This is a genomic window from Streptomyces sp. NPDC028991 (assembly GCF_055564775.1).
In genome coordinates this window covers 1-13,945 of sequence record NZ_JBVHVP010000035.1, presented here as the reverse complement: position 1 = coordinate 13,945, position 13,945 = coordinate 1, and the positions used below count along the sequence as shown (strand labels likewise).

Sequence of the window (13,945 nt, the reverse complement as noted above, 5' to 3'; positions counted from 1 at the left end):
CCATGGCACCACGCACACGCACACGCACACGCACCCTCACCGCCCTGCTGGCCCCGGCCCTCGCCCTCGGCGCCACCGTCGGCCTGGCCGCCGCCCCCGCCCAGGCGGCCGTCTGGAACTCCTGCGACCAGTGGGGCAACACGTCGCTGAACGGCTACACCCTCTACAACAACATCTGGGGCTCCGGCGCCGGCGGCCAGTGCGTCTGGGCCAACTCCGGTACCAACTGGGGCGTCTGGGCCGACCACCCGAACACCGGCGGCATCAAGTCCTACCCGAACGCCAAGAAGGTGATCAACAAGCCGATCGCCTCCCTCGGTTCGCTGAGCAGCAGCTACAACGTCACGGTTCCGTCGTCCGGCGCGTACAACACGTCGTACGACATCTGGGACACGGACTACGACTACGAGATCATGCTCTGGGTCAACTACCACGGAGCCGTCGGCCCGCTCGGCAGCCCGCAGGGTTCGGTCACCCTCGGCGGCCACTCCTGGAACGTCTACAAGGGGGACAACGGCGCCAACGAGGTCTTCTCGTTCCTGCGCACCTCGGACTCGAACTCCGGCACCGTCGACATCCTGCCCATCCTGAAGTGGATCAAGGACACCAAGGGCTGGATGGGCAACGAGACCATCGGTGACGTCCAGTTCGGCTACGAGATCACCTCGTCCGCCGGCGGCCTCGACTTCCGTACCAACAACCTGACGGTCAGCGGCGGCTGACCCCGTACCGCAGCACGGCGCGGGGGCCGGCCCCACCCGGGACCGGCCCCCGCGCTCACCCCGCGCTCACTCCGGCACCGGCAGCCGCGCCCCGTCCCGCAGGAACAGCGGGATCCGGTCCAGCGGCGCGTCCACCGTCACGGCCGCCCCGCCCTCGTACGCCTCCCCCGTCCACGCGTCCGTCCACCGCGCGCCCGCCGGAAGGTACGCCGTCCGGACCGTGGCGCCCGCCGTCAGCACCGGGGCGACCAGCAGGTCCCGGCCGAAGAGGTAGGCGTCGTCGACCTGCCAGGCCGCCGGGTCCCCGGGGAACTCCAGGAACAGCGGCCGCATCACCGGCAGCCCCTCCTCGTGCGCCTCGCGCATGACGTCGAGGACGTACGGCTTCAGCCGCTCGCGCAGCCGCAGGTACTTCTCGAGGATCGGGTACGCCTCCTCGCCGTACGACCACACCTCGTTCGGGCCGCCGGTCATGTCCGGGCCCAGCGGCATGCCCGGGTCGCGGAAACCGTGCAGCCGCATCAGCGGGGACAGGGCGCCGAACTGGAACCAGCGGACCAGCACCTCGCGGTACGCCGGGTCGTCCGGGTCGCCGCCGTGGAAGCCTCCGATGTCCGTGTTCCACCAGGGGATCCCCGACAGGGCGGTGTTCAGGCCGGCCGCGATCTGGCGGCGCAGGGTCGCGAAGTCGGTGCCGATGTCCCCGGACCAGAGCGCGGCGCCGTGGCGCTGGCTGCCCGCCCACGCCGAGCGGTTGAGGGTGATCACCTCGTCCACGCCGGCGGCGCGCAGGCCCTCGTCGAAGGCGCGGGAGTTCTCGGCCGGGTACAGGTTCCCGACCTCCAGGCCCGGGCCCGCCCAGTAGCGCAGGTTCTCCGGGAAACCGGGCTTCAGTTCGGGCTCGCAGGCGTCCAGCCAGAAGGCGGTGATGCCGTACGGGTCGAGGTAGTTCTCCTTGATCTTCGACCACACGAAGTCGCGGGCCTCGGGGTTGGTGGCGTCGTAGAAGGCCACCTGGACCGTCGACGCGACTTCCTTGTCCGGCCAGTCGGTGTGCGCCATCGGGCCGTACTGGGTGCCGATGAAGTAGCCGCGCTGTTCCATCACCGGGTGGTTCTCGGAGAGGGGGGACACCGACGGCCAGACGCTGACGACCAGCTTGATGCCCAGTTCGTCCAGCTCGCGGACCATGGCGGCCGGGTCGGGCCACTCGGCCGGGTCGAACTTCCACTCGCCCAGGTGCGTCCAGTGGAAGAAGTCGCAGACGATCGCGTCGATGGGCAGCCCGCGCCGCCTGTACTCCCGGGCCACGGCGAGGAGTTCGTCCTGCGTGCGGTAGCGCAGCTTGCACTGCCAGAAACCCGCCGCCCACGCGGGCAGCATCGGCGTACGGCCGGTCACCGCGCTGTAGCGGCGCTGTGTGTCGGCCGGGGCGCCGGCGGTGATCCAGTAGTCGATCTGGCGGGCCGAGTCGGCGACCCAGCGGGTGCCGTTGTGAGCCAGCTCCACGCGGCCGACGGCCGGGTTGTTCCACAGCAGCGTGTAGCCGCGGCTGGAGGTGAGGACGGGTATGGAGACCTCGGCGTTGCGCTGGACCAGGTCCACGACCAGGCCCTTCTGGTCGAGGCGGCCGTGCTGGTGCTGGCCGAGGCCGTACAGCTGTTCGTCGTCGTAGGCGGCGAACCGCTGCTCCAGCCGGTGGTATCCGTTGCCGACCGCCGTGTACAGGCGCGGGCCGGGCCACCAGAAGTGGGCGCGTTCCTCGGCCAGCAGCTCACCGCCGTCCGCGGTCCGCACGAAGCGCACCTGTCCCTCGGGGCCGACCTCCACGGTCAGCGCGCCGACGGTCAGCGAGCCGTGCCCGTCCTCGATCTTGACGGCGCTCTCGGTCGCCGGTGCCTCGGCGAGGAGTGCTCCCGGCAGCCCCTCCAGCACCGGTCCGCCGAGCCGGGCCCGGACCCGGACCGCGTCCGGCCCCCACGCCTCGATCCGGACGGTCTCCTGACGGCCGCTCCACTCCAGCGCGCCGTCCCGCTCGCGGAACGTTCCGACGGTGGGGGAGGACTGGGCGAGGCTGACCTTGGGCTGTGTCTCGGCAGGCTGGTTCACGGAAGCGGCTCCTGGGGGAGTGCGGGGAGAACGGGGGCTACTGAGAGAGCAGAGGCCTACTGGGAGAGCAGAGGCCTACTGGGAGAGCAGAGGCCTACTGGGAGAGCGGAGAGCTACGACCCGGCGGGCGCCGGCCCGGAGCTGGCCCGGACGGTCAGTTCGGGCGCGAGCAGTACGACCTCGTCGCTCCCGCGCCCGTCGAGCTTGGCGACCAGCTGCTCGACGGCGTGCCGGCCCATCTCCTGCGCGGGCACGGCCACCGACGTGAGCCGCACCGAGGCCTGGGTGGCGACCTGCTCGGGGCAGACCGCGACCACCGACACGTCCTCCGGCACCGCCCGGCCCTGCTGGCGCAGCAGGGCGAGCAGCGGTTCGACCGCGGACTCGTTCTGGACGACGAACCCGGTGGTGTCCGGGCGTTCGTCGAAGACGCGGGCGAGGGTCGCGGCCATCGCGTCGTACCCGCCCTCGCAGGGGCGGTGCAGCAGCCGCAGCTCCAGCTCCCGCGCGCGGGTGCGCAGCCCGTCGAGGGTGCGCTCGGCGAAGCCGGTGTGCCGTTCGTAGACGGCGGGCGCCTCGCCGATGACCGCGATGTCGCGGTGCCCCAGCTTGGCCAGATGCTCCACGCACAGCGCGCCGGTCGCCCGGAAGTCGAGATCGACGCAGGTCAGCCCGGTGGTGTCGGCGGGCAGACCGATCAGCACGGACGGCTGGTCGGTGCCGCGCAGCAGGGGCAGCCGCTCGTCGTCGAGTTCGACGTCCATGAGGATCATCGCGTCGGCCAGCCCGCTGCCGGTGACGCGGCGCACCGCGTCGGGGCCCTCCTCGCCGGTGAGCAGCAGGATGTCGTACCCGTGGGTGCGCGCGCTGGTCGCGACCGCGATGGCGATCTCCATCATCACCGGCACGTACATGTCGGTGCGCAGCGGGATCATCAGGGCGATGATGTTCGACCTGCTGCTGGCCAGGGCACGGGCGCCGGCGTTCGGGTGGTAGCCGAGCTTCCGGATGCTCTCCTCGACCCGCTGCCGGGTGGTGGTGGAGATGGACCGCTTGCCGCTGAGGACATAGCTCACCGTGCTCGCCGAGACTCCGGCGTGCTGGGCGACCTCGGCGAGGGTGACCATCCAGCTCTCCAAGTTATGTGAAGCGCTTCGACAGCGCGCGGGGTGGACCAAAGCGGGTGAGGGTGGTTCGACACTAGCCCCAGTGGGGGTGGGTGTCCATAGGGTTGTCGAAGCGCTTCGACGCCGCTCTTTCCCGCCGTTCCTCCGCCGCTCCCCTTCCACGGCATCGGCCGAACGGCCGCACGAAGGGTGGTGGGACCGCCCGGGATCGGGTACATACGATCGGGTAGCACCGTCTAGTAACGTACGTCCGCAACTTCGCGTATGACGAACCGTCGCGATCTCCGTGGACGTACCTCCCCCGATGCCGATTCGCGGCGAGGTGAGCCTCATGTCCGCACCAAACACCCCCTCCTCCCGACCCACCGTCACCGAACGTGAGGCCCGCGAGGTCGCGGAGGCGGCCCGGGAACAGGACTGGCGCAAGCCCAGCTTCGCCAAGGAGCTGTTCCTCGGCCGGTTCCGCCTCGACCTCATCCACCCCCACCCGCTCCCGGCCGACGAGGACGTACAGCGCGGCGAGGAGTTCCTCGCCAAGCTGCGCGACTTCTGCGAGACGAAGATCGACGGGTCCGTGATCGAGCGCGACGCGCGGATCCCGGACGAGGTGATCACCGGGCTGAAGGAGCTGGGCGCCTTCGGCATGAAGATCGACACCAAGTACGGCGGCCTCGGCCTCACTCAGGTTTACTACAACAAAGCCCTCGCCCTGGTCGGATCCGCGAATCCCGCGATCGGCGCGCTGCTCTCCGCCCACCAGTCGATCGGTGTGCCGCAGCCGCTGAAGATGTTCGGTACGCAGGAGCAGAAGGACACGTTCCTGCCGCGCTGCGCCCGCACCGACATCTCGGCGTTCCTGCTGACCGAGCCGGACGTCGGCTCGGACCCGGCCCGCCTGGCCACCACCGCCGTCCGGGAGGGCGACGACTACGTCCTCGACGGCGTGAAGCTGTGGACGACCAACGGCGTCGTGGCCGACCTGCTCGTCGTGATGGCCCGCGTCCCGAAGTCCGAGGCTCACAAGGACGGCGAGGGCGGCAAGGGCGGCATCACCGCCTTCGTCGTGGAGGCCGCCTCCGAGGGCATCACGGTCGAGAACCGCAACGCCTTCATGGGCCTGCGCGGCCTGGAGAACGGCGTCACCCGCTTCCACCGCGTCCGCGTCCCGGCCGCCAACCGCATCGGCCCCGAGGGCGCCGGCCTCAAGATCGCCCTGACCACCCTCAACACCGGCCGGCTCTCGCTCCCCGCCATGTGTGTCGGCGCCGGCAAGTGGTGCCTGAAGATCGCCCGCGAGTGGTCCGCGGTGCGCGAGCAGTGGGGCAAGCCGGTCGCGCTGCACGAGGCGGTCGGCTCGAAGATCTCGTTCATCGCGGCGACGACCTTCGCGCTGGAGGCGGTCCTGGACCTGTCGTCCCAGATGGCCGACGAGGACCGCAACGACATCCGCATCGAAGCCGCCCTCGCCAAGCTCTACGGCTCCGAGATGGCCTGCCTGATGGCCGACGAGCTGGTCCAGATCCGCGGCGGCCGCGGCTTCGAGACCGCGGCCTCCCTCGCCGCCCGCGGCGAGCGCGCGGTGCCCGCCGAGCAGATCCTGCGCGACCTGCGCATCAACCGGATCTTCGAGGGCTCCACCGAGATCATGCACCTGCTGATCGCCCGCGAGGCCGTCGACGCCCACCTCTCGGTCGCCGGCGACCTGATCGACCCCGACAAGACCCTGTCCGACAAGGCGCGGGCGGGCGCGCAGGCCGGCGTCTTCTACGCCAAGTGGCTGCCGAAACTGGTCGCCGGACCGGGACAGCTCCCGCGCTCGTACGCCGACTTCCATCCGTCCGGCCACCCCGACCTGTCCGGCCACCTGCGCCACGTCGAACGCACCGCCCGCAAGCTCGCCCGCTCCACCTTCTACGCCATGTCCCGCTGGCAGGGGCGGATGGAGACCAAGCAGGGCTTCCTGGGCCGGATCGTCGACATCGGCGCGGAACTGTTCGCGATGAGCGCCGCCTGCGTGCGTGCCGAGCACCTGCGCGCCGAGGGCGACCACGGCCGCGAGGCCTACCAGCTCGCCGACGCCTTCTGCCGCCAGGCCCGCATCCGCGTCGACGAACTCTTCGGCCGGCTGTGGACCAACACCGACGACCTGGACCGCAAGGTCGTCAAGGGCGTGCTGGGCGGCGCCTACGAGTGGCTGGAGCAGGGCGTCGTCGACCCCTCGGGGGACGGTCCGTGGATCGCGGACGCCGCCCCCGGGGAGTCACGGCGAGCCAACGTCCACCGCCCCATCAGGTAGCACGGGCGTACGTCGGGCCCCCGCCGGAGCCGTCCGGCGCCCCGGCGGGGAACGCCTCGGCGGCCCCGCACGGGTATCGCGACACCCGTGCGGGGGGCGCGCTGTCCGCCCGGACGGCGGTTGCGGCAACAATGGGGGGATGAGCGACAGTCCAGCCCCACTCGCCGACCCCCACCTCGTGTACGACCCGGTGGCGGGCGACGGCCCGAAGGACGTGGTGATCCTCGGGTCCACCGGGTCGATCGGGACCCAGGCCATCGACCTCGTGCTGCGCAACCCGGACCGCTTCCGGGTCACCGGCCTGTCCGCCAACGGCGGCCGGGTCGCCCTCCTCGCCGAGCAGGCGTACCGGCTGAGGGCGCGGACCGTCGCCGTCGCCCGCGAGGACGTCGTACCGGCGCTGCGGGAGGCGCTGCGCGACCAGTACGGCGGTGGGGAGCCGCTCCCCGAGATCCTCGCCGGACCGGACGCGGCCACCCAGGTCGCCGCCTCCGACTGCCACACCGTCCTCAACGGCATCACCGGCTCCATCGGGCTGGCGCCGACCCTCGCCGCCCTGGAGGCGGGCCGCACCCTCGCGCTCGCCAATAAGGAGTCGCTCATCGTCGGCGGCCCGCTGGTCAAGGCCCTCGCCAAGCCGGGGCAGATCATCCCGGTCGATTCCGAGCACGCCGCCCTCTTTCAGGCGCTGGCCGCCGGCACCCGCGCCGACGTGCGCAAGCTGGTCGTCACCGCGTCCGGCGGCCCGTTCCGGGGACGTACGAAGGAGCAGCTGGCGGGCGTCACCGTCGAGGACGCCCTCGCCCACCCCACCTGGGCCATGGGCCCGGTGATCACGATCAACTCCGCCACCCTCGTCAACAAGGGCCTGGAGGTGATCGAGGCCCACCTCCTCTACGACATTCCCTTCGACCGCATTGAGGTGGTCGTGCATCCCCAGTCGTATGTCCACTCGATGGTTGAGTTCACGGACGGATCGACACTGGCCCAGGCGACGCCCCCCGACATGGGCGGGCCCATCGCCATCGGTCTCGGCTGGCCCGAGCGCGTCCCCGGCGCCGCCCCCACCTTCGACTGGAGCAAGGCCTCGACCTGGGAGTTCTTCCCGCTCGACAACGAGGCCTTCCCCTCGGTGAACCTGGCCCGGCACGTCGGGGAGCTCGCGGGCACGGCTCCGGCGGTGTTCAATGCCGCCAACGAGGAGTGCGTCGAGGCGTTCCGCTCCGGCGCGCTGCCGTATCTCGGGATCATGGAGACCGTCACGCGGGTGGTCGAGGAACACGGCACCCCCCGGGCGGGAACCTCGCTCACCGTCGCGGACGTCCTCGAAGCGGAGACCTGGGCCCGCACCCGGGCCCGGCAACTGGCGGCACAGACGGCGGAGGCCCGTGCATGACGACCCTGATGTTCATCCTCGGCATAGTCGTCTTCGCGGTCGGCCTGCTGTTCTCGATCGCCTGGCACGAGCTCGGGCACCTGTCCACCGCCAAGATGTTCGGCATCCGCGTGCCGCAGTACATGGTCGGCTTCGGGCCGACGCTCTTCTCCCGGAAGAAGGGCGAGACCGAGTACGGGGTCAAGGCCATCCCGTTCGGCGGCTACATCCGCATGATCGGCATGTTCCCGCCCGGCGCCGACGGCCGGGTGGAGGCCCGCTCCACCTCGCCCTGGCGCGGCATGATCGAGGACGCCCGCTCGGCCGCCTTCGAGGAACTGCAGCCGGGTGACGAGAAGCGCCTGTTCTACACGCGCAAGCCGTGGAAACGGGTCATCGTGATGTTCGCGGGACCGTTCATGAACCTCATCCTCGCGGTGGTGCTGTTCCTCACGGTCCTGATGGGCTTCGGCATCTCGCAGCAGACCACCACCGTGAGCTCCGTGTCCCAGTGCGTCATCTCGCAGAGCGAGAACCGCGACGACTGCACCAAGTCCGACCCGGCCTCCCCGGCCGCGGCGGCCGGCCTCCGCGCGGGCGACAAGATCGTCTCCTTCGACGGCGTGCGGACCGACGACTGGGACCGGCTGTCCGACATGATCCGCGCCAACCCCGGCGAGAAGGTACCGGTCGTCGTCGAGCGCGGCGGCCAGGAGGTCACCCTCCAGGCGACGATCGCCACCAACCAGGTCGCGAAGAAGGACTCGAACGGCCAGATCGTCGAGGGCGAGTACGTCACCGCTGGCTTCCTCGGCTTCAGCGCCGCCACCGGCGTGGTCAAACAGGACTTCGGCCAGTCCGTGACCTGGATGGGCGACCGCGTCGGCGACGCGGTCGACTCCCTGGCCGCGCTGCCCTCCAAGATTCCCGCCCTGTGGGACGCGGCCTTCGGAGACGGGCCACGCGAGGCCGACTCCCCGATGGGTGTCGTCGGCGCCGCCCGCGTCGGCGGCGAGATCGCCACCCTGGACATCCCGCCGACCCAGCAGCTGGCCATGTTCGTCATGCTGGTGGCCGGCTTCAACCTCTCCCTGTTCCTCTTCAACATGCTCCCGCTGCTGCCGCTCGACGGCGGCCACATCGCGGGCGCCCTGTGGGAGTCGCTGCGCCGGAACGCGGCCAAGGTGCTGCGCCGCCCGGACCCGGGCCCGTTCGACGTGGCGAAGCTGATGCCGGTGGCGTATGTGGTGGCGGGCATCTTCGTCTGCTTCACGCTGCTCGTCCTGGTGGCGGACGTCGTCAATCCGGTGCGGATCAGCTGACGTAAGGACAGACCGGGCGATCCGGATGGTCCGGATGTTCCGGGCCATCAGTACGATCCGATGAGAAGCCCGATCCGGGGAGCATGTCCCTCCGGGTCGGGTCTCACGCCAGTCCCCGGCAGATGGACGCCAAAGGGTGTATCTCCCGTACGCCGTGTGCCCGGCGTTCATGTCCGTGCCGTAATCTCGGATGCCGGAGCCCGCCGCTGAACGGGGCCGGACCTTGATCCACGACTTGGGGTTGCACAGCAGATGACTGCGATTTCTCTCGGCATGCCGGACGTTCCGACCAGGCTCGCGGAGCGCCGCAAGAGCCGGCAGATCCAGGTCGGGCCCGTTGCGGTGGGTGGTGACGCGCCCGTGTCGGTGCAGTCCATGACCACGACGCGTACGTCCGACATCGGCGCGACGCTCCAGCAGATCGCCGAGCTGACCGCCTCGGGCTGCCAGATCGTGCGGGTGGCCTGTCCGACGCAGGACGACGCGGACGCCCTTGCCGTGATCGCGAGGAAGTCGCAGATCCCGGTGATCGCGGACATCCACTTCCAGCCGAAGTACGTCTTCGCCGCGATCGAGGCGGGCTGCGCGGCGGTCCGTGTGAACCCCGGCAACATCAAGCAGTTCGACGACAAGGTCAAGGAGATCGCCAAGGCGGCGAAGGACCACGGCACCCCGATCCGTATCGGGGTCAACGCCGGGTCGCTGGACCGGCGCCTGCTCCAGAAGTACGGCAAGGCGACCCCCGAGGCGCTGGCGGAGTCCGCGCTGTGGGAGGCGTCGCTCTTCGAGGAGCACGACTTCCGGGACATCAAGATCTCCGTCAAGCACAACGACCCGGTCGTGATGGTCGAGGCCTACCGGCAGCTCGCCGCCCAGTGCGACTACCCGCTGCACCTGGGTGTCACCGAGGCCGGCCCCGCCTTCCAGGGCACCATCAAGTCGGCCGTCGCCTTCGGCGCGCTGCTCTCCCAGGGCATCGGCGACACCATCCGTGTCTCCCTGTCGGCCCCGCCGGTCGAGGAGATCAAGGTCGGCATCCAGATCCTGGAGTCGCTCAACCTGCGTCAGCGCGGCCTGGAGATCGTCTCCTGCCCGTCCTGCGGGCGTGCCCAGGTCGACGTCTACAAGCTGGCCGAGGAGGTCACGGCCGGCCTGGAGGGCATGGACGTCCCGCTGCGCGTCGCCGTCATGGGCTGCGTCGTCAACGGCCCCGGCGAGGCCCGCGAGGCCGACCTCGGTGTCGCCTCCGGCAACGGCAAGGGCCAGATCTTCGTCAAGGGCGAGGTCGTCAAGACCGTCCCCGAGTCCAAGATCGTGGAGACCCTCATCGAGGAGGCCATGAAGATCGCCGAGCAGATGGAGGCCGACGGCGTGACCTCCGGCGAGCCCTCGGTGTCCGTCGCGGGCTGACTCACCCGGCTCCTGCCGCGTCGCCCCAGGGGGGCGGCGCGGCATATTCACGGCAGGTACAGTGCGGAGACCAGCAGATCTCAGGGTGAGGCCCCCGCACGTGTTGACGCAGACCACCTCCCGCGTGCTCGAACCGAGCGACCTGGACGCCGCGCTCGCCGTCCTGGACCGCGAGCCGGTCGCGAACGCCTTCGTGACCGCCCGGGTGCAGATCGCCGGCCTCGACCCGTGGCGGCTCGGCGGCGAGATGTGGGGCTGGTACGAGCACGGCATGCTGACCTCCCTGTGCTATGCGGGCGCCAACCTCGTCCCCATCTGCGCCACCCCGCGCGCCGTCCGCGCCTTCGCCGACCGGGCCCGGCGGGCCGGCCGCCGCTGTTCCTCGATCGTCGGTCCCGCCGACACGACCGCCCAGCTGTGGCGCCTGCTCGAACCGGGCTGGGGCCCCGCCCGCGAGGTCCGCGCCCGGCAGCCCCTCATGGTCACCGGCCGCATGCCCGCCGACGTCGCCCCCGACCCCTACGTCCGCCGCGTCCGCAAGGACGAGATGGAGCGGATCATGCCGGCCTGCGTGGCGATGTTCACCGAGGAGGTCGGCATCTCCCCGATGGCCGGCGACGGCGGCCTGCTCTACCAGGCCCGGGTCGCCGAACTCGTCGGCTCCGGCCGCTCCTTCGCCCGCTTCGACAACGACGGCAGGGTCGTCTTCAAGGCCGAGATCGGCGCCGCCACCGACCGGGCCTGCCAGATCCAGGGCGTATGGGTGGCCCCCGAATACCGGGGCACGGGCCTCGCGGCACCGGGCATGGCGGCCGTCCTCCGCTACGCCCTCGCGGAGGTCGCCCCGGTGGCGAGCCTGTACGTGAACGACTTCAACACGGCGGCGCGACGGACGTACCAGCGGGTGGGCTTCCAGGAGATCGGCGCCTTCATGAGCGTCCTGTTCTGAGCCACGACCGGCTCCCACCACCGGGCCCGGAACGACAGCCCGTATCCCCGCCCCTGTTCGACGAAGCGCTAGGCTCCCCGCCATGGAGTTCGTGATCGGCCCCTTGGACCTCGCCGCGCACGTGGACGAGGCCCTCGCGGTCCAAGCCGCCGCGTTCGGACTCGGCCCCGACGAGGTGGCCGTCCGCCGCCAGATCGTCCTGCGCCACATGACCCACCCCGGCGCCAGAGCCCTCGGTGCCACCGTCGGAGGCGACCTCGTCGGCTTCGTCTACGGCATGCCCAACGACCGTGCCCACTGGTGGTCCACCGTCGTCGAGCCCTACCTCCGCGCCCAGGGCAACGACGCCTGGCTCGACGACTCCTTCGTCATCACCGAACTCCACGTCCACCCCGCCCACCAGAACCGCGGCACGGGCCGCTCCCTGATCACCACGATCACCGACGCCGCCGCCGAGCCCCGCTCGATCCTCTCCGCGATCGACACCGAGAGCCCCGCCCGCGGCCTCTACCGCTCCCTCGGCTACCAGGACCTCGCCCGCCAGGTCCTCTTCCCCAGCGCCCCCAAGCCGTACGCGGTGATGGGCGCCCCGCTTCCGCTGCGCCGGGCCCACCAGCCGGCCGGGGCATAACCGATTTCCACCGCACTGGACCACCCGGCTAACCTCCTAGCACCACCCTTACGCAGCAGGAGACACGAGAACCATGGCCAACGCACCGGTCCAGCGCATGTCGAAGTTGATGGCGAAGACGCTGCGCGACGACCCGGCGGACGCCGAGGTCCTCAGCCACAAGCTGCTGGTCCGCGCCGGCTACGTGCGGCGCACCGCCGCCGGCCTGTGGAGCTGGCTGCCGCTCGGCAAGAAGGTCCTCGGCAACATCGAGCGCATCGTCCGCGAGGAGATGGACGCCATCGGCGCCCAGGAAGTCCAGCTCCCCGCCCTGCTGCCGCGCGAGCCGTACGAGGCCACCGGCCGCTGGGAGGAGTACGGCCCCGAGCTGTTCCGCCTCCAGGACCGCAAGGGCGGCGACTACCTCCTCGGCCCCACGCACGAGGAGATCTTCACCCTCCTGGTGAAGGACCAGGCGTCCTCCTACAAGGACCTCCCGGTCATCCTCTACCAGATCCAGAACAAGTACCGCGACGAGGCCCGCCCCCGGGCCGGCATCCTGCGCGGTCGCGAGTTCCTGATGAAGGACTCCTACTCCTTCGACGTCGCCGACGAGGGCCTCGCCGAGTCCTACGCCCTGCACCGCGCCGCCTACCAGCGCGTCTTCGAGCGCCTCGGCCTCGACTACCGCATCTGCGCGGCGACCGCCGGCGCGATGGGCGGCTCCAAGTCCGAGGAGTTCCTGGCCCCGGCCGAGGCCGGCGAGGACACCTTCGCGGACTGCCCGAACTGCGACTTCGCCGCCAACACCGAGGCGATCACCTACGCGCTCCAGCCGGCGGACGCGGCGGACGTACCCGCCGCCGAGGACATCCCGACCCCCGACACCCCCACCATCGAGACCCTCGCCGCGTCCCTCGGCGTCCCGGCCTCCGCCACGCTGAAGAACCTGCTCGTCAAGGCCGACGGCGAGATCGTCGCCGTGGGCGTCCCCGGTGACCGCGAGGTCGACATGGACAAGGTCGAGGCGCACTTCGCCCCGGCCGCCGTCGAGCTCGTCACCGCCGAGGACTTCGTGGGCCGCCCCGACCTGGTCCGCGGCTACGTCGGTCCGCAGGGCCTGGGCGACAAGGTGAAGTACATCGCCGACCCGCGCGTGGCGCCGGGCACCGCCTGGATCACGGGCGCCAACAAGGAGCACACGCACGCCAAGAACGTCGTGGCCGGCCGCGACTTCGAGGTCGACGCGTACGTCGACGTCGTCGTGGTCCGCGAGGGCGACCCCTGCCCGAAGTGCGGCACCGGTCTCAAGCTGGACCGCGCCATCGAGATCGGCCACATCTTCCAGCTGGGCCGCAAGTACACCGACGCCCTCAAGCTCGACGTCCTCGGCCAGAACGGCAAGCCGGCCCGCGTGACCATGGGCTCCTACGGCATCGGCGTCTCCCGCGCGGTGGCCGCCCTCGCCGAGCAGCACGCCGACGACAAGGGCCTCGTCTGGTCCAAGGAGGTCGCCCCGGCCGACGTCCACGTCGTCGCCGCCGGCAAGGCCCTGCAGACCGAGCTGGCCCTCGAGGTCTCCGGCAAGCTGTCCGCCGCGGGCGTCCGCGTCCTGGTGGACGACCGGGCCGGCGTCTCCCCGGGCGTCAAGTTCACGGACGCCGAACTCATCGGCGTACCCCAGATCCTGGTCGCCGGACGCCGCTCCGCCGAAGGCGTGGTCGAACTGAAGGACCGGCGTACGGGCGAGCGCGAGGAAGTGACGGTCGAGGAGGCCATCGCCCGCCTCACGGCCTGACACGCATCGGCCAGGCGCGAGTCGCCCGGCCGGGCAAGGACACGGAAGGGCGGCGTACACCGGCGGGATGCCGGAGTACGCCGCCCTTTGGCGGAACGTGCGGCCGGAGGCTGCCCGCACTGTCATGACGGCTACTTCGGGTCGCGGTTGAAGTTCGACGCCGACCAGAGGTAGCCGAGTACCGCCAGTCCCAGGCACCAGGCGGTGGCGAGCCAGCCGTTGTGGCC

At 71.0% G+C, this 13,945-nt stretch carries 10 protein-coding genes and 1 pseudogene; 8 read left to right on the top strand and 3 right to left on the bottom strand.

Going from position 1 to position 13,945, the window contains the following annotated elements:
• The first annotated feature begins 2 nt into the window (after positions 1–2).
• A complete protein-coding gene (locus ACZ4V1_RS33825; RefSeq protein ID WP_468344286.1) occupies positions 3–722 on the top strand; it encodes a glycoside hydrolase family 12 protein in 720 nt (239 codons plus the stop codon).
• Between the two features lie 66 nt (positions 723–788).
• Here ACZ4V1_RS33825 and ACZ4V1_RS33820 read toward each other — a convergent pair whose 3' ends face one another.
• Positions 789–2,831: a glycoside hydrolase family 31 protein gene (locus ACZ4V1_RS33820; protein ID WP_468344283.1), complete on the bottom strand. Its 2,043-nt coding sequence runs from the start codon at positions 2,829–2,831 to the stop codon at positions 789–791.
• Positions 2,832–2,944: 113 nt separating this feature from the next.
• Positions 2,945–3,958: a LacI family DNA-binding transcriptional regulator gene (locus ACZ4V1_RS33815; RefSeq protein ID WP_468344280.1), complete on the bottom strand. Its 1,014-nt coding sequence runs from the start codon at positions 3,956–3,958 to the stop codon at positions 2,945–2,947.
• A 331-nt stretch (positions 3,959–4,289) separates the two neighbouring features.
• Between ACZ4V1_RS33815 and ACZ4V1_RS33810 the strand changes: the two genes are divergently transcribed.
• The 7 genes from ACZ4V1_RS33810 to ACZ4V1_RS33780 all read left to right on the top strand — a co-directional run bounded on the left by ACZ4V1_RS33810 (position 4,290) and on the right by ACZ4V1_RS33780 (position 13,718).
• Positions 4,290–6,254, top strand: a complete 1,965-nt coding sequence (locus ACZ4V1_RS33810; protein WP_468344277.1) for an acyl-CoA dehydrogenase family protein — start codon at positions 4,290–4,292, stop codon at positions 6,252–6,254.
• Positions 6,255–6,393: 139 nt separating this feature from the next.
• Positions 6,394–7,650: a 1-deoxy-D-xylulose-5-phosphate reductoisomerase gene (dxr, locus tag ACZ4V1_RS33805; RefSeq protein ID WP_468344274.1), complete on the top strand. Its 1,257-nt coding sequence runs from the start codon at positions 6,394–6,396 to the stop codon at positions 7,648–7,650.
• An 8-nt stretch (positions 7,651–7,658) separates the two neighbouring features.
• Positions 7,659–8,951: a M50 family metallopeptidase gene (locus tag ACZ4V1_RS33800; RefSeq protein WP_468344366.1), complete on the top strand. Its 1,293-nt coding sequence runs from the start codon at positions 7,659–7,661 to the stop codon at positions 8,949–8,951.
• A gap of 252 nt (positions 8,952–9,203) precedes the next feature.
• Positions 9,204–10,361, top strand: coding sequence for a flavodoxin-dependent (E)-4-hydroxy-3-methylbut-2-enyl-diphosphate synthase (gene ispG / locus ACZ4V1_RS33795; protein WP_468344272.1), 1,158 nt, complete (start codon positions 9,204–9,206; stop codon positions 10,359–10,361).
• A gap of 100 nt (positions 10,362–10,461) precedes the next feature.
• On the top strand, positions 10,462–11,310 hold the full coding sequence (locus tag ACZ4V1_RS33790) for a GNAT family N-acetyltransferase (protein ID WP_468344269.1): 849 nt from the start codon (positions 10,462–10,464) through the stop codon (positions 11,308–11,310).
• 82 nt (positions 11,311–11,392) lie between these two features.
• On the top strand, positions 11,393–11,941 hold the full coding sequence (locus tag ACZ4V1_RS33785; protein ID WP_468344266.1) for a GNAT family N-acetyltransferase: 549 nt from the start codon (positions 11,393–11,395) through the stop codon (positions 11,939–11,941).
• A gap of 73 nt (positions 11,942–12,014) precedes the next feature.
• Entirely contained in the window at positions 12,015–13,718 is a 1,704-nt protein-coding gene (locus ACZ4V1_RS33780; RefSeq protein ID WP_468344263.1) for a proline--tRNA ligase, read from the top strand.
• A 131-nt stretch (positions 13,719–13,849) separates the two neighbouring features.
• On the opposite strand, the pseudogene ACZ4V1_RS33775 reads toward ACZ4V1_RS33780, so the two are convergent.
• A pseudogene (locus ACZ4V1_RS33775) lies at positions 13,850–13,945 on the bottom strand (ABC transporter permease); the annotation flags it as partial.